The 18,748-nt window shown below is 39.1% G+C and carries 25 protein-coding genes; 15 read left to right on the forward strand and 10 right to left on the reverse strand.

Going from position 1 to position 18,748, the window contains the following annotated elements; translation table 11 throughout:
* Positions 1 to 33 precede the first annotated feature (33 nt).
* From ABDW32_RS12405 to ABDW32_RS12430, 6 genes are all read left to right on the forward strand, one after another.
* Positions 34 to 903 (forward strand): 1,4-dihydroxy-6-naphthoate synthase, encoded by an 870-nt coding sequence (locus ABDW32_RS12405; protein ID WP_343562816.1) that lies wholly within the window; start codon positions 34 to 36, stop codon positions 901 to 903.
* Between the two features lie 322 nt (positions 904 to 1,225).
* Positions 1,226 to 4,513 carry a preprotein translocase subunit SecA gene (gene secA, locus ABDW32_RS12410; protein WP_343562818.1) on the forward strand — a complete coding sequence of 1,096 codons (3,288 nt, stop codon included), beginning with the start codon at positions 1,226 to 1,228 and terminating at the stop codon, positions 4,511 to 4,513.
* A 20-nt stretch (positions 4,514 to 4,533) separates the two neighbouring features.
* Complete coding sequence (locus tag ABDW32_RS12415) at positions 4,534 to 4,992, forward strand: SPOR domain-containing protein (protein WP_343562820.1); 459 nt, start codon at positions 4,534 to 4,536, stop codon at positions 4,990 to 4,992.
* 13 nt (positions 4,993 to 5,005) lie between these two features.
* Entirely contained in the window at positions 5,006 to 6,196 is a 1,191-nt protein-coding gene (locus tag ABDW32_RS12420) for a M20 family metallopeptidase (RefSeq protein WP_343562822.1), read from the forward strand.
* A gap of 10 nt (positions 6,197 to 6,206) precedes the next feature.
* Positions 6,207 to 6,779: a thiamine diphosphokinase gene (locus ABDW32_RS12425; protein WP_343562824.1), complete on the forward strand. Its 573-nt coding sequence runs from the start codon at positions 6,207 to 6,209 to the stop codon at positions 6,777 to 6,779.
* Positions 6,776 to 7,273 (forward strand): GNAT family N-acetyltransferase, encoded by a 498-nt coding sequence (locus ABDW32_RS12430; protein WP_343562826.1) that lies wholly within the window; start codon positions 6,776 to 6,778, stop codon positions 7,271 to 7,273. Before ABDW32_RS12425 ends, ABDW32_RS12430 begins: the two co-directional genes overlap by 4 nt.
* Here ABDW32_RS12430 and ABDW32_RS12435 read toward each other — a convergent pair.
* Complete coding sequence (locus ABDW32_RS12435) at positions 7,270 to 8,574, reverse strand: M20/M25/M40 family metallo-hydrolase (RefSeq protein ID WP_343562828.1); 1,305 nt, start codon at positions 8,572 to 8,574, stop codon at positions 7,270 to 7,272. The genes ABDW32_RS12430 and ABDW32_RS12435 overlap by 4 nt on opposite strands.
* Positions 8,575 to 8,840: 266 nt before the next feature.
* On the opposite strand from ABDW32_RS12435, the gene ABDW32_RS12440 reads away from it, so the two are divergent.
* Genes ABDW32_RS12440 through ABDW32_RS12450 form a run of 3 tightly spaced genes read left to right on the forward strand, consistent with a single transcriptional unit; the run spans position 8,841 to position 9,697 of the window.
* The gene (locus ABDW32_RS12440) at positions 8,841 to 9,155 is read left to right on the forward strand and encodes a rhodanese-like domain-containing protein (protein WP_070562591.1); all 315 of its coding nucleotides are present in this window, start codon (positions 8,841 to 8,843) and stop codon (positions 9,153 to 9,155) included.
* 1 nt (position 9,156) lies between these two features.
* Positions 9,157 to 9,453 (forward strand): PLDc N-terminal domain-containing protein, encoded by a 297-nt coding sequence (locus ABDW32_RS12445; protein ID WP_343562831.1) that lies wholly within the window; start codon positions 9,157 to 9,159, stop codon positions 9,451 to 9,453.
* A gap of 1 nt (position 9,454) precedes the next feature.
* Positions 9,455 to 9,697, forward strand: coding sequence for a DUF6358 family protein (locus ABDW32_RS12450; RefSeq protein WP_343562833.1), 243 nt, complete (start codon positions 9,455 to 9,457; stop codon positions 9,695 to 9,697).
* A gap of 82 nt (positions 9,698 to 9,779) precedes the next feature.
* Here the strand turns inward: ABDW32_RS12450 and gcvT are convergent, their stop codons facing one another.
* The 6 genes from gcvT to ABDW32_RS12480 all read right to left on the reverse strand — a co-directional run bounded on the left by gcvT (position 9,780) and on the right by ABDW32_RS12480 (position 14,177).
* Positions 9,780 to 10,862 carry a glycine cleavage system aminomethyltransferase GcvT gene (gcvT, locus tag ABDW32_RS12455; protein ID WP_343562835.1) on the reverse strand — a complete coding sequence of 361 codons (1,083 nt, stop codon included), beginning with the start codon at positions 10,860 to 10,862 and terminating at the stop codon, positions 9,780 to 9,782.
* An 80-nt stretch (positions 10,863 to 10,942) separates the two neighbouring features.
* A complete protein-coding gene (locus ABDW32_RS12460) occupies positions 10,943 to 11,761 on the reverse strand; it encodes a hypothetical protein (protein WP_343562837.1) in 819 nt (272 codons plus the stop codon).
* Positions 11,755 to 12,447, reverse strand: a complete 693-nt coding sequence (locus ABDW32_RS12465; RefSeq protein ID WP_343562839.1) for a pseudouridine synthase — start codon at positions 12,445 to 12,447, stop codon at positions 11,755 to 11,757. The genes ABDW32_RS12460 and ABDW32_RS12465 overlap by 7 nt, the downstream gene beginning before the upstream one ends.
* Before the next feature lie 2 nt (positions 12,448 to 12,449).
* Positions 12,450 to 12,818: a hypothetical protein gene (locus ABDW32_RS12470; protein ID WP_343562841.1), complete on the reverse strand. Its 369-nt coding sequence runs from the start codon at positions 12,816 to 12,818 to the stop codon at positions 12,450 to 12,452.
* A gap of 142 nt (positions 12,819 to 12,960) precedes the next feature.
* On the reverse strand, positions 12,961 to 13,458 hold the full coding sequence (locus ABDW32_RS12475) for a DUF4112 domain-containing protein (protein ID WP_343562843.1): 498 nt from the start codon (positions 13,456 to 13,458) through the stop codon (positions 12,961 to 12,963).
* A 2-nt stretch (positions 13,459 to 13,460) separates the two neighbouring features.
* On the reverse strand, positions 13,461 to 14,177 hold the full coding sequence (locus ABDW32_RS12480; protein ID WP_343562845.1) for an SIMPL domain-containing protein: 717 nt from the start codon (positions 14,175 to 14,177) through the stop codon (positions 13,461 to 13,463).
* A gap of 162 nt (positions 14,178 to 14,339) precedes the next feature.
* Here ABDW32_RS12480 and ABDW32_RS12485 point away from each other — a divergent pair, with 162 nt between their 5' ends.
* Positions 14,340 to 14,531, forward strand: a complete 192-nt coding sequence (locus tag ABDW32_RS12485; RefSeq protein ID WP_046672593.1) for a cold-shock protein — start codon at positions 14,340 to 14,342, stop codon at positions 14,529 to 14,531.
* A gap of 114 nt (positions 14,532 to 14,645) precedes the next feature.
* Positions 14,646 to 14,855 (forward strand): quinol oxidase subunit 4, encoded by a 210-nt coding sequence (locus ABDW32_RS12490; RefSeq protein ID WP_343562847.1) that lies wholly within the window; start codon positions 14,646 to 14,648, stop codon positions 14,853 to 14,855.
* Positions 14,856 to 14,962: 107 nt separating this feature from the next.
* On the opposite strand, the gene ABDW32_RS12495 is transcribed toward ABDW32_RS12490, so the two are convergent.
* The 3 genes from ABDW32_RS12495 to ABDW32_RS12505 all read right to left on the reverse strand — a co-directional run bounded on the left by ABDW32_RS12495 (position 14,963) and on the right by ABDW32_RS12505 (position 16,679).
* Entirely contained in the window at positions 14,963 to 15,451 is a 489-nt protein-coding gene (locus ABDW32_RS12495) for a DUF805 domain-containing protein (protein WP_343562849.1), read from the reverse strand.
* A gap of 255 nt (positions 15,452 to 15,706) precedes the next feature.
* Complete coding sequence (gene recO / locus ABDW32_RS12500) at positions 15,707 to 16,429, reverse strand: DNA repair protein RecO (protein ID WP_343562851.1); 723 nt, start codon at positions 16,427 to 16,429, stop codon at positions 15,707 to 15,709.
* Complete coding sequence (locus ABDW32_RS12505; protein WP_343562853.1) at positions 16,413 to 16,679, reverse strand: signal peptidase; 267 nt, start codon at positions 16,677 to 16,679, stop codon at positions 16,413 to 16,415. The genes recO and ABDW32_RS12505 overlap by 17 nt, the downstream gene beginning before the upstream one ends.
* Before the next feature lie 218 nt (positions 16,680 to 16,897).
* Between ABDW32_RS12505 and rpmB the strand changes: the two genes are divergently transcribed.
* From rpmB to ftsY, 4 genes are all read left to right on the forward strand, one after another.
* On the forward strand, positions 16,898 to 17,131 hold the full coding sequence (gene rpmB / locus ABDW32_RS12510; protein ID WP_046672597.1) for a 50S ribosomal protein L28: 234 nt from the start codon (positions 16,898 to 16,900) through the stop codon (positions 17,129 to 17,131).
* Positions 17,132 to 17,209: 78 nt separating this feature from the next.
* Positions 17,210 to 17,392 (forward strand): 50S ribosomal protein L33, encoded by a 183-nt coding sequence (rpmG, locus tag ABDW32_RS12515; protein ID WP_002998409.1) that lies wholly within the window; start codon positions 17,210 to 17,212, stop codon positions 17,390 to 17,392.
* 54 nt (positions 17,393 to 17,446) lie between these two features.
* Positions 17,447 to 17,614: a DUF4295 domain-containing protein gene (locus tag ABDW32_RS12520; protein ID WP_077436837.1), complete on the forward strand. Its 168-nt coding sequence runs from the start codon at positions 17,447 to 17,449 to the stop codon at positions 17,612 to 17,614.
* 134 nt (positions 17,615 to 17,748) lie between these two features.
* On the forward strand, positions 17,749 to 18,711 hold the full coding sequence (ftsY, locus tag ABDW32_RS12525; RefSeq protein WP_077436836.1) for a signal recognition particle-docking protein FtsY: 963 nt from the start codon (positions 17,749 to 17,751) through the stop codon (positions 18,709 to 18,711).
* Positions 18,712 to 18,748: the final 37 nt, after the last annotated feature.

Raw genomic sequence — 18,748 nt, forward strand, 5'->3', positions numbered from 1 at the left:
TTTTTTATCTGTCCATATTTTAAGAAGAATAAGATGAAATTAACATTGGGGTTTTCTCCCTGTCCAAATGATACATTTATATTTGACGCTTTGATTCATCATAAGATCGATACAAAAGGGCTGGATTTTGAAGTAGCGTATCAAGACGTTGAGACATTAAATTTAAAGGCCTTCCAAGGAGAACTTGATATCACCAAACTGAGTTATCATGCTTTTGCTTATGCTGTTGAAGACTATGAACTATTGGACGCGGGTAGTGCTTTAGGCTTTGGCGTGGGACCAATGCTAATTGCTAAAGATGCCTTTTTGGCGAAAAAGCTGCAGGAGAAACTGCAGAAAGGTGAAGGTTTAGGCGAATTTGATAAGCTGAAGGTCGGATATCCGGGGAAGTTTACAACCGCGAATTTCCTGTTAGGCCTGGCATTTCCGGAACTGACCAATAAAATAGAATTGGTTTTTTCTGAAATCGAGGGCGCATTATTAGATGGTTCAATTGATTTGGGACTCATTATTCATGAAAATCGCTTTACTTATGCAGAAAAAGGATTGTATAAAGTAGTTGATCTCGGCGAATATTGGGAAAGTACGACAAAATTTCCGATTCCGCTGGGTGGTATCGTTGTAAAACGTTCGTTGCCAAAGGATGTAAAAGATACGCTTAACACAATTTTGAAAGAGAGCGTGGAGTTTGCCTTTGCAAATCCGAAGTCCGGACTGGAGTTTATACGTAGTCATGCACAGGAAATGAGCGAGGTAGTCATGTATAAGCATATCGAACTATATGTCAATAAGTATTCGGTGGAACTGGGGGCTGAAGGGCGTGATGCTATTACTAAAATGTTTCAAAAAGCACAGGAAATGGGCTTTATCCCGCATTCGGATAAAAAACTTTTTCTTTCATAATATTGTCCTACTTTATTTAGCCGCTGTATACTTTATTTGTCTGTGCAGGAAGAAACCGCGATGTCTTTAAGTAGAACTATTTTTGATTTGACGGAGAAAAGGATGGGATAGTGATAAAGGCGCAAACGGCTCGAATACGATAAATAGTGAATAGGAGGATAGGCCGCCAATCTTATTGAAAAAAATAACGCAAAAAAAATAAGGGTAAGCTGTTAGATATCATATCTAATAACTAAATTTGCCCGATTAGTGTCAAATTGTCTGCAATTTTACTTTGGAGTCATTATTGTACAAAATCTTTAGTTGAGATAGAAAAAAAATTATGTTAAAGTTTTTAAGTAAATTATTTGGAAGTAAATCCGAAAGAGATATCAAGGGGATTCAGCCAGTTGTAGAGCAAATCAAAGCTGAATATGATAAACTTTCAAATCTAACCAATGACGAGTTACGTGCCAAGACCGCTGACTTCAAAGAAAGAATTAAGAATTACCTCGCAGATATTGACCAAGAAATAGATACGCTAAAAGCAGAAGCGGATCAGGACGAGGATGATATGGCGAAGAAAACTTCGATTTACGAACAAGTGGATAAATTGTCCAAAGATCGTGATAAGAAGTTGGAAGAGGTTTTGAAGGATATTTTGCCTGAGGCCTTTGCTGTGGTGAAGGAAACTTCAAGGCGTTTGACAGAAAACGAAGAACTGGAAGTTACTGCCAGCGATTTCGATAGAGAATTGGCTGTCTACAAGCCGAACGTTATTATTAATGGCGATAAAGCCATTTGGAAAAACAAATGGATGGCTGCGGGGACTGAGGTCACCTGGAACATGGTACATTATGATGTACAGTTGATTGGCGGTATCGTACTACACAGCGGGAAAATTGCCGAGATGGCTACGGGTGAGGGTAAAACATTAGTCGGAACCCTACCAACTTACCTGAATGCACTTTCTGGACAAGGGGTACATATTGTGACTGTGAATGATTATCTTGCACGTCGTGACTCCGAATGGAACGCTCCACTATTTGAATTCCATGGTTTATCAGTAGATTGTATTGATAAACACCAACCAAACTCGCCACAACGACGTAAAGCTTATCAAGCCGATATCGTATATGGTACGAACAACGAATTTGGCTTCGACTATTTGCGTGATAACATGGTGCAAACACCAGATGCATTGGTGCAGGGAAAATTACATTTTGCGATGGTCGATGAGGTGGACTCTGTATTAATTGACGATGCCCGTACACCTTTGATTATTTCCGGACCGATCCCCCGCGGTGATCAGCATGAGTTCTATCAATTGAAGCCACGTATCGAGCGTTTGGTACATGTTCAGAAAGCCTACATCAATACCGTATTAAATGATGCTAAAAAAGCTTTGGCTGCGGGTGATTCTGATGTAGAAGGCGGTGGTCTGGCTTTATTAAGAGCTTATAGGGGCTTACCTAAAAATAAAGCGTTAATCAAATTCTTAAGTGAAGGCGCTAACCGTTCTATTTTGCAAAAAGTAGAAAACTACTATATGCAAGAGCAAAATAAAAATATGCCTAAAGTTGACGCAGAACTTTATTTTGTCATTGATGAGAAGAATAATCAGGTTGAACTGACAGAAAAAGGTATTGAATTGATTACAGCGACTGGAGAGGATCCTTCGTTCTTTATTTTACCTGATGTGGGTACGGAGATCGCGGAAATTGAAAAGTCTTCGTTGACTTTGGAAGAAAAAGCAGCTCAAAAGGAAGACCTATTACGTGATTATTCTATTAAGGCTGATCGTATTCACTCAATCAACCAGTTATTGAAAGCATATACTTTGTTTGAGAAGGATGTGGAATATATCGTAGATGAGGGTAAAGTAAAAATTGTCGATGAGCAAACGGGCCGTATCATGGATGGTCGTCGTTACTCAGATGGTTTGCATCAGGCTATCGAAGCGAAAGAGAATGTAAAGGTCGAAGATGCGACACAAACTTATGCGACGATTACTTTACAAAACTACTTCCGTATGTACCACAAACTTTCGGGTATGACCGGTACAGCTTCAACAGAAGCGGGAGAGCTTTGGGAAATCTACAAATTGGATGTGGTTGAAATTCCTACGAATCGTGGTATTCAACGTGAAGACCGTCAAGATTTAATTTACCGCACTGCGCGTGAAAAATACAATGCGGTAGCAGAAGAAATCCAACGTTTGACAGAACAAGGTCGTCCTGTATTAGTCGGTACAACATCAGTAGAAATTTCCGAGTTATTGAGTCGTATGCTTCAATTGCGTAAGATCAAACATAATGTATTGAATGCGAAGTTGCACCAAAAAGAGGCCGATATTGTTGCTGAAGCAGGTCGTCCGGGTCAAGTAACGATCGCTACAAATATGGCGGGTCGTGGTACCGATATTAAATTGGCCGAGGCAGTGAAAAACGCTGGTGGTCTTGCCATTATCGGTACTGAAAGACATGAGTCCCGTCGTGTTGACCGTCAGTTACGTGGTCGTGCAGGTCGTCAGGGAGATCCAGGATCATCACAATTCTTCGTTTCGTTAGAAGACAACTTAATGCGTCTATTTGCTTCTGAAAGAATCTCCAATATCATGGTAAAAATGGGGGTTGAGGAAGGCGAAGTGATGCAACATAGCATGTTGACCAAATCTATCGAGCGTGCACAACGTAAGGTTGAGGAAAACAACTTTGGAATTCGTAAACGTCTATTGGAATACGATGACGTCATGAATTCCCAACGTACAGTAATCTATTCAAAACGTAAAAATGCTTTGTTCGGCGAACGTCTGGATGTGGATTTGAACAATATGATTTTTGATGTTGCTGAAGAGATTGTTGCTGAAGCAAAAGAGCAGGGTAACTATGAAGACTTTCAAATTGAGGTTATTCGCATCTTTGCTATTACACCAGAAATCACTGCAGAAGAATTTGCGCAAGGAAAGATCGAAGGGTTGACAGACCGTCTTTTTGATCAGGCAATTAGAGCATATCACCATAAAATAGATGCCATTGGTGCATTGACAGTTCCTGTATTAAACAATGTATACGCAGAACGTGGTCAGATTGTTGAAAATGTTGTTATTCCATTTACTGATGGTGTACGTGGTATCCAAGTTTCTGCTAATCTGAAAAAAGCGATTGAGACCAATGGTAAAGAGGTTTTCAAATCTTTTGAAAAAGGTATCGTCTTGGCATTGATCGACGAAGCATGGAAAGAGCATTTACGTGAGATGGATGATCTAAAACAATCCGTTCAAAATGCTGTTTATGAACAAAAGGATCCAATTATTATCTATAAAATGGAAGCCTTTAATTTGTTCAAGTCTATGTTGGCTTCGATGAACAAGGATGTTGTAAGCTTTATTTTCAAAGGTGAGATCCCAGGCCAGGAAACAACTTCCTTACAGGCACGACAAGTAACTCAAGCTCCTGTAAAGACGGTTGAGACAAAAGCGGAGTTGGTTTCCCCAACAGGTGTTAGTGAAGAGGATGTGAATGATGGCCCGAAAGAGCCTGTTCGTAATGAGAATACAGTAGGACGCAATGACGAATGTCCTTGTGGTTCCGGAAAAAAATATAAAAATTGCCACGGCGCAAATAACTAATCGATAAGAAAGGTTAAACTATGCTGAAGAGAGGATTGATTTTCATACATGCACTCGTGCTATTTACACTTGTTGATGTAAAAGCGCAGGAAAAAGGTGGAGTTATTGTAACCAAAGATTCTTTGATTACCCAACTTCAAAATTTTAGGGCAACAATGGGAATCAATCCTGTCGAAAGCAAAACCACGACAGTCCCTTCCAAACCTGTTGTACGTTCTGCTGCAACACGTGTTAAGGTGAGAGGTTTTCGCGTTCAGATCTTTGCTGGATCCAGTCGAAATCAAGCTTTTTCAGAGCAAACTCGTTTCCGGGGAATGTATAAAGATGTTGATACCTATATCACCTATGATGAACCCAATTACCGGGTGAAGGTGGGCGACTTCAGAAGCCGTTCCGAAGCGAATGCGTTTATGCGTGAGCTACGTCAATATTTTAGTAACGTTTTCGTGTTTTCAGAAAGCGTTTTTGTCTATCAATAAATCAAACAACCTCATGGCAAGTACGAAAGAAAAAGTTCTGGCCTTAGCCCACCAATATTTCGAAGATACAGTCGCTAACCGTAGACATCTTCATCAGAATCCTGAGCTTTCCTTTGAAGAATATAACACTTCAGCATTTGTAAAGGCCCAGTTGGATCAATTAGGCATTCCTTACGAGGTCAAAGCAAATACTGGTATTGTAGCGCTAATTCGTGGCGAACTTCCCTCTGACGAAGTTATCGCTTTGCGTGCCGATATGGATGCGTTGCCTATTCAGGAAATTGAAGGGCGTTCTTATGGATCTAATACTGCAGGCATCATGCATGCATGTGGCCATGATGTGCATACCTCCTCACTTTTGGGAACCGCGAAAATATTGCAGCACTTGAAAGCTGAATTTGGTGGGACAGTGAAATTGATCTTTCAACCAGGAGAGGAACGCTTACCTGGAGGAGCATCCATTATGATCAAAGAAGGAGCACTACAAAATCCAGCACCTTCTGCTATAATAGGCCAGCACGTAATGCCCTTTATTGAAGTGGGAAAAGTTGGATTTCGTGAAGGAAAGTATATGGCTTCTTGTGATGAGCTGTTTATGACCGTAAAAGGAAGAGGAGGACATGGCGCACATCCACATCAAAATATCGATCCTATTGTTATCACAGCGCATATAATTACCGCTTTACAACAGGTTGCGAGCCGCTTTGCGGACCCCCGCACGCCGACGGTGTTGTCTTTTGGTAAAATCATTGCGAATGGCGCGACAAATATTGTACCTGATCAAGTGTATCTCGAAGGTACATTCCGAACATTCGATGAGCGCTGGCGGGCTGAAGCACATGAAAAGATGGTGAAAATGGCTGTCGGAATCGCTGAAAGTATGGGTGCTGCCTGTGATTTTGAAGTTCGAAAAGGCTATCCATTTTTGATCAATGAGCCTGAACTGACGAAGAGTGCGCGTACTTTTGCGGAGGAGTACCTTGGGAAGGATAATGTCGTGGATTTAGATCTTTGGCCAGCTGCGGAAGATTTTTCCTACTACTCACAAGAAATCAATGCTTGTTTCTACCGGCTGGGTACAGGAAATAAATCGAAAGGGATAACTTCTGCGGTGCATACACCAACCTTTGATGTTGACGAGTCCTCGTTAGAGATCAGCACAGGGTTAATGGCGTATATCACCTTGCGCAGATTAGGTTATTAGATCTTTCGAAATGTCATCACATCATATTGTCCGAGAGAACCAGGAACCCGCTCTGCTGATTGAAGACCTTTTTCTGATCGAAGAAGAAGATTTGGGACAACTGTTGGAATGGAGCCCTACTGTTGCTATCGAAAATAATCTTGTTGATCCACTGGATGCCAGAGGATATAAGTTTGACATTGTTTTTGCGAAAAGGCTTGCGGATCCAATTCAGGAAAATTCAAAAGTCATCCCCTATCGTGGTAATTTTTTACAATCGGCCATTGAATATCTTATTAAACATCAATATAAGGCAGTTAATATTATTACAGATCAAATAGATCATACACCCTATCAGCCCTATTTGGATCAGATCAATATTGTATTATTGGCCCGGGGCATGCGTTATTATTTTGTCACAACCGGTTTTACAAAATGGAAAATGGGCGGTGAACAACTAAGAGTAGATTCCCAGGGAGAAGAAATCACAACAGCAGGTCTTCGGAAAATAGGAGCTGAGCTGTATGAAACTGAAAGGGATGGTTTATTTAAGCTTGAGTTTTCGAAATCAAAATATATTTTAATAGGGGAGACAATCTCATGATAACAATAGAATTAGCAGAACAGACAGATATCCGTAGCATTTCCAATATGGCCCACATTATATGGCCTGACGCCTATGGAGAAATACTTTCGAAAGAGCAGATTGATTTCATGTTGGAGAAAAGTTATACCGTCGAGGGCTTAGCTGAGGGAATGGTAAATGGACAGTTTTTTTATATATTAAAGGAAGACGGTATCGGCCAGGGCTTCGTTGCACTAAAGACTTTTGAAGATAAACTCCGTATCGAAAAACTTTATTTGATGCCTCATGTGCAGGGAAAAGGTTTTGGGAAGGCATTAATTGATTTTGCTGTTGAAAAAGCAAAAACCAAAGGCAAGGATATTTTGGAACTCAATGTCAATAGAAATAACCCTGCTTATCATTTCTATCTAAAGCAGGGCTTTCAGGTTGTCGAAACGGTCGATATTCCGTATTATGGTTTTGTATTGAATGATTATGTGATGCAGCGGGCAATAGAACGCACCGCCTATTAATCCTTTAATTTTTCTACACGTGAGGGCGTTTGTTTTCCTTCTACAATGCCTGAAGTACCTATCGCGATTGCTTCTATACTGGAAATAATATTTTGAACGTTTAAGGTGCTGACTTCGTCCTCTACCGTATGGTAATACTCATCTTTGTCCATTTGGGAGGTAGAAAACGAATGTGCGGGAACACCTTTTGCCGCTAATACGGCATTATCACTGCGATAGAATAAATTTTGTTTTGTATAGGGATCTGGATAAAATTTGAAAGCCGTGTTTTTTAGGTTTTCCTGCATCAATTTACCCAAGTCAGATTGATCATAGCCTGTTATATATACTGTATTAGGACCAAATTTTGAATCTTTTCCGATCATTTCCATATTAATCATCGCCACGACCTGATCGGCATTAATATGGTTGGAAAAATATTTTGAGCCATACATGCCGAGTTCTTCGGCTGTAAAGGCCACAAAAATAAGCGTCCTTTCATTGTTATTTTTCTTCTTGTAGTAATCTGCAAGGGTCAGCATCGCTGTTACTCCCGAAGCATCATCATCGGCTCCATTGGCTATCGAGTCCTGTCCAACAGCAGGTAATATACCAATATGATCATAATGGCCAGAGAAGATTACATATTCATTTGGCTTACTCTTTCCGGGAATAATTCCGGCAACATTAAAAAGTGGGAAGTGCTGAAGATCACGTTGGATATGAATATCAAATGTTTTCGGTTTTTCTGAGCTTAGCAGATAAACTATGGACGGTTTTTGTATGTTAGGATCCTCCACAAATTTAGGTTTGTTGAGCATCTGGCCAAAACGAACAAAAGAGGCTTCAAACGAAGGGTCTACCAGCACGAGCGTATTTTCCTTGGATAAGGACTGTTCACGAAAGGCTTGGGAGAAATCAGCCCCAGCAGCGATATGGGTGATCCTTACAGGACTTTTTTCGTTCCATTTGAGGTCAACATGGCTGCCCAGTGATATGATATGCTCAGCAGCAATCGCTTTTTCATTGATCGCGGCCACATTGCTTTTGGGCGAGAGTTTGTCCAGTTGGAATGTCTGTCTGAAAGATTCTTCCGCATAAGGTTTGAGCCCTATTTTTTTCATTTCTCCGGCGATAAAATCTGCGGCCGGCTCAATGTCTTTTGTCAGGGCCGATCGTCCGCGCATATCATCCGATGCCAAAGTATTTAAGATACGGCTCACGCCCTGACGTTGTTGTTCGGAAATCACTTGCTGTCCAAATGTCATGGAGCATAGGGCGATTAGCGAAAATACTAAAGATATTTTAGGTGCTGAATTCATAAAATTAGTCATGTTCGGATGAAGATAGTGATTTCGGCTGTAATTTTTGTAGAAATTCGTGCTAGCGGCCCCATAATGGGCAAATACCGTTACCCTCAAAACGGTAAAGTTTAAATGAAGGATCTTGTTGACCCTTCAGGAATGAAATGCATTCAATAAAATTTCGTCTTTCTGTTATTAGCGACAAGCATGAATGTTCCTGATGGCTTTTGAAGAAAGACAATTCAGAAAAAAATGTAGTATATTTGATTATAAATTATTTGACAATGAAAGAAGTATCTGTACAAGAATTAAAGAATAAGATCGATAACAACGAAGATTTTCAATTGATTGATGTGCGTGAGTCATTTGAATATGAAGTTTCAAATCTGAACGGTTTGAATATTCCCCTATCTGGAATCCTGATTGAGGCAGATAAGATTGCGAAGGATAAACCCGTTATCGTTCAGTGTCGTTCCGGAAAACGTTCGGCACAGGCAATTATGTTGTTAGAGCAACAAGGATTTGATAATCTAGCAAATTTAAAAGGCGGCATCTTGGCATGGAAAGAGGAAATCGATCCAGAGTTAGACGTTTATTAATATGAAAAACTTGGAGCATCAGACTAAACAAGCTTTCTTGTTTAGTCTTGCTTTTTATATTGTAGCCCTATTCACTCGGCTCTTAAACTTAGGGATCTTCCCTGTATTAGGTAGTCTCTCTATTTTATTGTCCCTTTTATGGGTGATATTGACCTTGCGGGAAATTATGCTTTCCAGGACTATTCCCAATGGTGAGCGGATGTTGATGGCACTGGCTATCGTACTGTTTAATATTATCGGCGGAATTTTCTATTTCTTCATGTGGCGACCGCGTGTATTGGGATTAACAAAAAAGTAATATGACAAAATATTTTATACTGAATATTGTATTGAACTTGGCCATTGTATTTTTGGCGTATTGTGGATTTGAAGGGTATAAAGCCGGAAATATGTTGGTGACAGGATTGTCTATCGCATTTTTGGTTGTTTTGATTTACCTTAAGGTTGTCTTAAGCAAGCGGATAAAAGTCGTTATCCAAGAAAAGGATCGTGAAAAAAAGCGGGAATATGCCGCTAAACAAGCGAAAGGAAAAAATAAATAGGACGATTTTCTTACTTATAATACACAAAAAGAGCAGAAAACAACAGTTTTCTGCTCTTTTTGTGTATTGCCTACACCTGTTCTTATTTTACAAATGGAGGTTTCGTTACTTTAGCTTTAACTTTTTGATTACGGATATGGATAAAGATATCTGTACCGTCTTTTGCAAAGGCAGTATCCACGTAACCCAAACCTACTGATTTTTTCAATGTTGGCGATTGCGTTCCCGAAGTAACACGGCCAATCACATGGCCATCAGCGTCTACGATCTCATAATCGTGACGCGGGATACCTCTGTCGATCATTTCAAAACCAACCAGTTTCTTTTTAAGTCCAGCTTCTTTTTCAGCTTTAAGCGCAGCAGAGTTTACAAAATCTTTTGTAAACTTCGTTACCCAACCTAATCCCGCTTCTAAAGGAGACGTATTATCGTCGATGTCATTTCCATAAAGGCAGAAACCCATTTCTAGGCGTAGGGTGTCACGTGCCCCCAATCCGATAGGTTTAATTCCGTAAGCTTTTCCGGCTTCAAAAATAGCATCCCAAACTTTTTGTGCATCTTCATTAGCAACATAAATTTCGAAACCACCAGCGCCAGTATAGCCGGTTGCTGATACCAATACGTTTTCTACACCAGCAAAGGTACCCTTGGCAAAAGTATAGTATTCCATTGGCGCGAGCTCAATATCCGTCAATGATTGTAAAGCATCGGCTGCTTTAGGACCCTGAACGGCAAATAAAGAAGTCTGGTCAGAAATATTTTTCATTTCTACACCATCGGTATTGTATTTGGAAATCCAGTTCCAGTCTTTCTCAATATTGGAGGCATTAACAACCAAAAAATAGGTCTTATCGTCGATTCGGTATGTTAGAAAATCGTCTACTACACCGCCTGTTTCGTTTGGAATATAAGCATATTGAACTTTACCGTCATATAATTTCGATACATCGTTTGAAGAGATTTTTTGAAGAAGATCCAGGGCCTTTTCACCTTTAAGGATGAATTCGCCCATGTGGCTTACATCAAAAACTCCTACACCTGTACGAACTGTTTCGTGCTCATCATTGATACCGGTATATTGTACCGGCATGTTGAAGCCTGCAAAGGGAACCATCTTTGCTCCTAAAGCAATGTGCGTCTCCGAAAGGGCAGTATTTTTTAACATAAAAATTAAGTTTTAATCAGTTGCAAATTTAATAAAATATACGTGATTCCTAGCTTTGATTCTATTTTAGAACAAATGATTTAATTCGTTACTTTCAACGAATAAACCGTCAGTTCAGCATCTTCAGTATCCGTATCTTCGCAGAGTAGGAAAACTAACCCCTTATCGGTTTTCTCCTTGAAGGCGATACCCTCAAACTTGTGATTTTCGGGGATCTGAAATACTTCGTATTTGGAGGATAGATCGGCTGGTATCTTACCCAGGAAAGATCCTGCAATCTCGCCGTCAAGATAGGTCGATTTCGCATCTTCTGCTGTAGCGATGAAATAAATGTCTTCACCGACAAGTGTGGCATCCGAAAAACCGGTACTGATGCCATTTAACTTGGGTAACTCGATTGGAATACAGCGCGACTTCTCTTCAGCTTTACTGTTGTATTCTAAAATCGCATTGATGCCTTTTGGGCCATTTCCTCTGTTGAAAAACAAGATCCGGTCGTCAATATGCAGCACTCCCTCGATGTTGAAGTCCGATTTACTGATCTTAAATTTCCTCATTAAACGCGCGTAGATTTCGCTATAGTCTTCCTTCACGACTTTGTTTCCGTCCCAAATAAACCGGTTGTTTCTCTTTTCAGTTGATCCTGAGCCATAAAGGTAGTATCGCTTGCCGTCGAAAGTAATGGATTCAAGATCCATTTTGTTTGCTTTACTGATATTTTCCATGGGTTCAGCTTCCAATAAGACCGTTTTGGATAGGCGTTGCTGAGCAAGGTTATAGCTATACAGATAATTGCTGTTGTCCGAGACAATATGAAGTTCATCGTTATTATAGACGATCCCAGATGCCGCGGCGATGCCTGATATGCTGATAAATGCTTCGAGAATTAATTTTAGCATAATTCTTTTATATTTAAGATTCCAAGAACTTTCCGGAAATCAGATTGAATAGCAGCTTTAATATGAATCGTTTCATCCGACTGAGGATGTTTGAAAGTTAATTCAGAGGCATGCAGTAACATCGTGTCCATTTGGTAATTCTCTTTCCAGAATTTATTTTGTTTATTGCAGCCATGCGGACGATCACCGATAATGGGATAAAAAATATGGGCAAAGTGACGCCGCAATTGATGCATGCGACCTGTCAGTGGATTGGCTTCAACCAGACTGTAACGGGAAGTAGGGAATTTCCCGAAAGGAATATCGAGCTCACTTTTGGCCAGCAGTCTGAATGATGTCTGGGCATCTTGTAACGTGCCATTTTCTTTTTTCAAAGGATAATCGATCATCCCTTCCTCAGGTGCGAATCCTCGGAGTACAGCGATATATTTTTTATCTATTTGATGTTCCTGAAAACTTTTTTGGAGGTATTGGTCCGTTTCTTTGTTCAGTGAGAACAAAAGCACCCCGCCAGTTTTTCGGTCTAAGCGATGAGCAGGATATACCGTTTTCCCGAGCTGATCACGTAGTATTTGAAGGGCAAATTCCGAGGTGTCGCGCGCAATCGAAGAACGATGTACCAAAAGCCCATGCGGTTTATTGATGGCTACGATGGATTCGTCTTCATAAAGAATTTCTAAGGACATAATTAGATTTTTTTCAATGCAGCAATGATTTCATCCGCTTTTTCATCAATTTTGGGACTCAACCAAACCTGTTTAAACGCGCCACCACCGATAATCTGTTCCGTGCCTTGCCATTTTATCTTGGTGAGCGAAAAGAGGTAATAATTGTCTACAACGATCGAATTCTGGACAAAATTGTCCACTAAATTATTTCCGAAAAGTTGCATCCCCAAGCCGAAAAAGGCTTGATCTTTTGCGTGAAGCTGATTTTTTAACAATTGTTCAGCTTTTGCACGGACAATTTTTTCGTGTTCCTCCTTGCTCGGGTTTGTTAGAATGGCTGCAAGCATGATGATAACCAAAAGCAGGGCAAATATTCTTTTCTTGCTCATTTTTTAATGTTAAAATTAGTGTTGGAGATCGCCTTACTGCGAATCTACTGCTATCAAAATTATTAAATAGATATTAGATATGCACAATTGTTTTTATATCCAGGTTGTGCTACAAAGGGAGGCGGTGTAAAAAGAGGGAATATTAGAAAGAAATCCCATTTAATAGCGAAAATGCCCAGGAAAAGAAAATCCAGATCAGGTAACAAGTAACAGCTATCAAGATAAATAGGATCAATACGATCGTTAAGATAATACCGATACCCGAACCTTTGTGTCGACCCTCATAATAATGTTCACGTAAAAGTCTGATATTTTTCTCATTGGCCTTGCTGTAAAAATCGAAAATATTACCCAAGAAAGGAATACTTCCTAAGATAGCGTCGAGGCTGATATTGAGCAGCATACGGATGACTAATTTTGGACTAGCTCCATTTCGCCACATGGCGATGACAAGGACTAATGATGTGCCAAATCCTGCAATAGCACCCCCTAAGGGAATCAGATTCAAGATTGGATCCAATCCGAACCGGAATTTGCCAATCTTGAACTGATTATCCATTAACCAGGATATTCGGTTGATCCAACCGAAGTCATGCTCTAATCGTTTCTTTTTATCTTCTGGAGATAATTCCCTATGCATGATTATAATAGTTCGAAAGAAGCGCTGATTTCGCTGGTCACTTTCATTGGCCTGATATTTAAGTCAAGGCCATTTTCACCAGAAGCATCTGCAGCTTCAGCCATGGCGCCTTTATACATTGCATTACGCATCGTTGGTTGAACGCCAAAGATAATCTGTTGCGGTGTTTCCGAAAGCACGATCGCTTTGCCGATTTTCTGCCCTGCTGCTTCTGCAAGAATCTGCGCATTTGCTTTCGCATCCAACACAGCTTTCGTTTTTAAGGTTTTTTCAAGTTCTTTTTTCTTCGAATAATCGTATTCACTGATGTAAGTGCTTTGAATTCCGGCTTTATCAACTCCATCCAATAACTGATCCAATTTGTTTAAGTTCGTTACTTTAATTCGGTATTGTCTCGAAAGCAGAATGTCCGTGTCCTTTTTCTTTTTTTCAGGGGTATTATAGCTCCAGATATTCTGGATCGTAAAATCTTCTTTTTTAACACCGGCTTTTGTTGCGGAGTCAAAAAGATCTTTTTCCAACTTGTCTATAGCAACCTTTTTCTTGGCGTTCCCATTATCGTAAAACTCTTTTAGTGTAACATCTATATAGATGATGTCCGGAGTCACTTCTTCTTCTGCGCGACCCACTGTAGAAACAAATTCTTTATTTACCATTTGTTGAGCGTTTAGTTTTGTTATCAAACCTAAAAAAGCCAGTCCTAATAATATTTTTTTCATGTTTTACTATCTTAAAGTTTTATAATAATACGATTGCTATTATCGCAGTGCTACAAGATTGGAGCCAAACTTGACAAAAAAGTTTAACGGATAAAAAAAATAAAAACGTTAAGATTTTTGATTTTATTTCTATACCTTTAGGGAAATTAATAAAATAGTGCCATGCAAGAAGGTAAAGTAAAATTCTTTAATGAGACCAAAGGTTTCGGTTTCATCATCCCTAATTCAGGCGAGAGCGAAATTTTTGTTCACGTTTCAGGATTAGTTGACAAAGTTCGTGAGAATGACAATGTTTCTTACGAAGTTGAACAAGGCCGTAAAGGTCTTAATGCGGTAAATGTAAGAGTTATCTAATTAGATTCAAGATATATTTATTGTGAAAAAGCCTATGCAATCCGCATGGGCTTTTTTATTGGATAATAATTTGGACTGATAATTGTATGGACCTATTTATAAATAGATTTTAACATGAAACGTACGTTATTATTGATTTTTGCTGCTGTCATGACTATTTCGATGTCGGCGTGTTATTCCACACATCATGGACATGCGCATGGACATAGGCACAAGCATAAATCAAAAGGCATGCCTCCCGGTCAGGCAAAAAAATATTATGGAGAACAATCGGCAAGAGATTTTGCGCCTGGTCAACAAAAAAAGAAAAAACATAGACATTGATCGAGATTTTTCGTTGTTGTGGAAAGCGCTGCAATTGTCGAAAAAGAATACATAAAAAGAGCGTCCATTTATCAAAATGGACGCTCTTTTTATGTATTCAGCCTGTTTTATGCGAATGGATCCCTATCCGCGGGCGGAGTTGAAGGTGAATCAGGTGCTTGTGAGCTACCAAACGGATCTCTTGGCTGTGAAGAACCAAATGGATCCTGTGCTTGATTGAACGGATGATTTGCCCCATTTTCCTCTGCCTTAGGATCGGGGCCATATTGATTTGGCCCTTTATCGCCCTCTATGAGTAATAGATAAATCAGGTAAAGGTTGACAAATGGTATAAAAATCAATAATAAAAACCATCCTGATTTATTTGTATCATGCAGCCTCCGTACTGCAACAGCAATACTTGGAATAAGTAATGCTAAACTTATTAAGCCGGAAATATAAGTGAATAAACTTGTAACCCGGCCGAGGATTCCGAAGACCAGTCCAATGAGAACGTTTGCTAAAAAAAACATCCAATATTCTTTACGGCGCGCTCTTCCCTCAAAATTAGCATAGTTGTCACGAACAACTTTTAAAAACCAATCTTTAATTTCCATATAATTTTAAGATTTTTTAGGTGAAAAATATGTGTTAGTAAATCAATGTTATTACAATTCTGTTACAATAAATGTACCAAGAATTTATCTCGTTAAACAATTATATTAGGTGCCGCAAGGAGGGGTAATTTAATGTAATTTATAACAGGTTCTTCTGTTGTATGTTCACTGATAGGTGGTTGCATGTGTATGTTTAATACTCAAAAGTATCTGTTCATCATGAGGATATCTATTTAAAATAGTTATTGCTGCCTATTATCGGAAGATTTCTTCAAGGATATACAATGATTTTACTTCCTTGAAGTTTGTGCGGTGAATCCTATAAAAATCCAACAACTTTTCTAAGAGAAATTGCCGATCTGAGCTAGACATTTTGATATGATCGCTGGTTGAGTATTCGGATTCGATTAGGCTGCGAAAAATGGAAGTGTGTGGCTCCTGGAGTACAAGTGGATGCTCTGGGAGACTATTTGAAAATGTAGCTTCGTGTAAATTGAAATAAGGGAGAGCCTGTTTTGATGCCGTTGGGTAGAAACCTAGAAAACGCGTCAGTTTGATTAAAAAGACCAAATGGAAATTGGCCAGATTTAAATGGGTTTCATCCAGCCAACGGATAGACTGATGGATAAATTCAAATAAGTAAGGGTCACTCTCCTGTTCTTTTAATACTTTATACAAGATTTCATTTAAGAAGAGCGCCAGTGAGCTTTTTATAATATCGTAGGGTATTTCTTGCAATACAGGGGTTTGCCGAGCTTCCGAAATACGTTGTAGCGAACCATTATCCTTATGTGTTGCGATGATTTCAAGCAGATGTAAAGGCTGTAAGATGTTGGCTTTGATTTTTGCCTTGGGCTTACGTGCGCCAGCAATGAGGTAAGATTGCATGCCAAATGATTCGGTGTATATTTGTGCGACAAGGCTACTTTCCGAATAATTGGTTGTTTTTAAGACGATACCTCTAGTTTTGTTCAGCATCTTCTTCTTTATCTTTTTTATGCCCCCCCTCTTTATTAGCCTCTTCACGCATCTCAATAATTGCATTGCGGTCTACTTTTCGAATCATTCTATAGATTAATGTCAGAAAGCCGATACTGAAGGTAATCACTCCGATGAGCATAGCTAGTTTATACCAATTGGACCGTTGTTCCATCAGGTAGTAACCAAGGATAACCAATAATACACCAATGATTATTTCTCTTAAGCCCTTGCGAAGATATTTGTTCATAAATGTGAATTGTTGAAAACTATTTTTCTTTACAGAGCAAATATAATACAATAAAATGCTTTATTTTTGCCCATACCATTCCTGTGTAGAACTATTTTTAAAAATAATTCCCATAATGTTGTTGCTTATCTAAAAAAAAATATAGATATTTGCAAACTCTTTGCAGAGAGTGCAAAGGATTAATATATTGTAATAAAGACAACAAAAAAGATAATATCATGTCAAGAATTTGTGATTTAACAGGCAAAGCAGCGTTAACAGGAAATAACGTTTCTCACTCAAACGTTAAAACTAAACGTAAATTCTATCCAAATTTACAAACTAAACGTTTTTACATTCCAGAAGAAGATCGTTGGATTACGTTGAAAGTATCTACTTCTGCTATCAAAACTATCAACAAGAACGGTATTACAGCTGCGATCAATAAATTTATCGTTAAAGGATCAATTTAATATTGATTTATCGCCTGTTACATTAAGATTATTCATGAATTTCAATCCTAGCATTAGGATTCAAAATAAAGTAAAACAATGGCTAAAAAAGGAAATAGAGTACAAGTTATCTTAGAATGTACTGAACACAAAGAAAGTGGTCTTCCGGGAATGTCTCGTTACATCACTACTAAAAACAAAAAGAACACAACTGAGCGTTTAGAGTTGAAAAAATTCAACCCAGTTTTGAGAAAAGTTACTGTTCATAAAGAAATTAAGTAATTCACCCATCTTAGCACTTGCAATAGAGGGCTGAGTAAAAATATTTAAAATACCATGGCAAAGAAAGCAGTTGCATCGTTACAAAAAGGTGGCGGTAAAGAATTTACAAAGGTTATTGTTACTACTAAATCTGCAAAAACTGGCGCGTATACTTTCAAAGAAGGTATGGTTCACAACGATAAAGTGAAAGACGTCGTTGCAGAAGCTCAAAAAAATAACTAGTAGCATTTTCCTTTTTTAAAGTTTTTCTTTAAAAAGAATTCGATAAAAATAGCCGTTTTGGTATCCTACCGAAAGGGCTTTTTTTGTTGAGGACATTTGTTTATATTTGGACATCAATTTTCACTAAACACTCCATGGGATTATTTGATTTTTTTAAGAAAAAGCCACAAACACAAGAAGAAGAACAGGCCTTAGACAAAGGCTTGGAAAAAACCAAAGAAGGATTTCTTTCCAAGATAACGAAAGCGGTAGTTGGTAAATCTACCGTGGATGATGATGTGCTTGATAATCTGGAAGAGGTTTTGGTTACTTCTGATGTCGGAGTTACAACGACTTTAAAAATCATCGACCGTATCCAGGCGCGTGTTGCTAGAGATAAATACGTCTCCACTTCAGAATTGAACAATTTATTGAAAGAGGAGATTCAGACCTTACTCGCTGAAAATAATAGCTCAGATTTTGAAAACTTTAATTATGGGGATCACAAGCCTTATGTAATTATGGTCGTCGGCGTCAATGGCGTGGGGAAGACAACCACAATTGGTAAGCTTGCTCATCAGCTTAAACAGGCAGGAAGTAAGGTGGTTTTAGGAGCTGCAGATACCTTTAGGGCTGCTGCAGTTGATCAGCTTAAACTGTGGGGAGAGCGTGTTGGTGTACGAGTTGTGGCACAGGCAATGGGTTCTGATCCCGCTTCGGTAGCTTATGATACCGTTAAATCTGCTGTAGCGAATGGAGAAGATGTTTGTATTATTGATACCGCTGGCCGCCTACACAATAAGGTTGGCTTAATGAATGAATTGACCAAAATTAAAAATGTCATGCAAAAAGTCGTTCCCGGTGCTCCGCATGAAATTTTATTGGTGTTAGATGCCTCTACAGGTCAGAATGCCATAGAGCAATGTACCCAATTTACACAGGCTACGGATGTAAATGCGCTGGCACTGACGAAATTGGACGGAACCGCAAAAGGAGGTGTTGTCATTGGGATATCCGATCAGTTCAAAATCCCAGTGAAATACATCGGCGTCGGAGAAAAAATAGGTGATCTCCAATTATTTAATAAAAAAGAATTTGTAGACTCCCTTTTCAAATAGAATACTAACAATTGTCATAAATAAGGCTTTCATTCTT

Source organism: Sphingobacterium sp. (genome assembly GCF_039596235.1).
Lineage (GTDB): Bacteria > Bacteroidota > Bacteroidia > Sphingobacteriales > Sphingobacteriaceae > Sphingobacterium.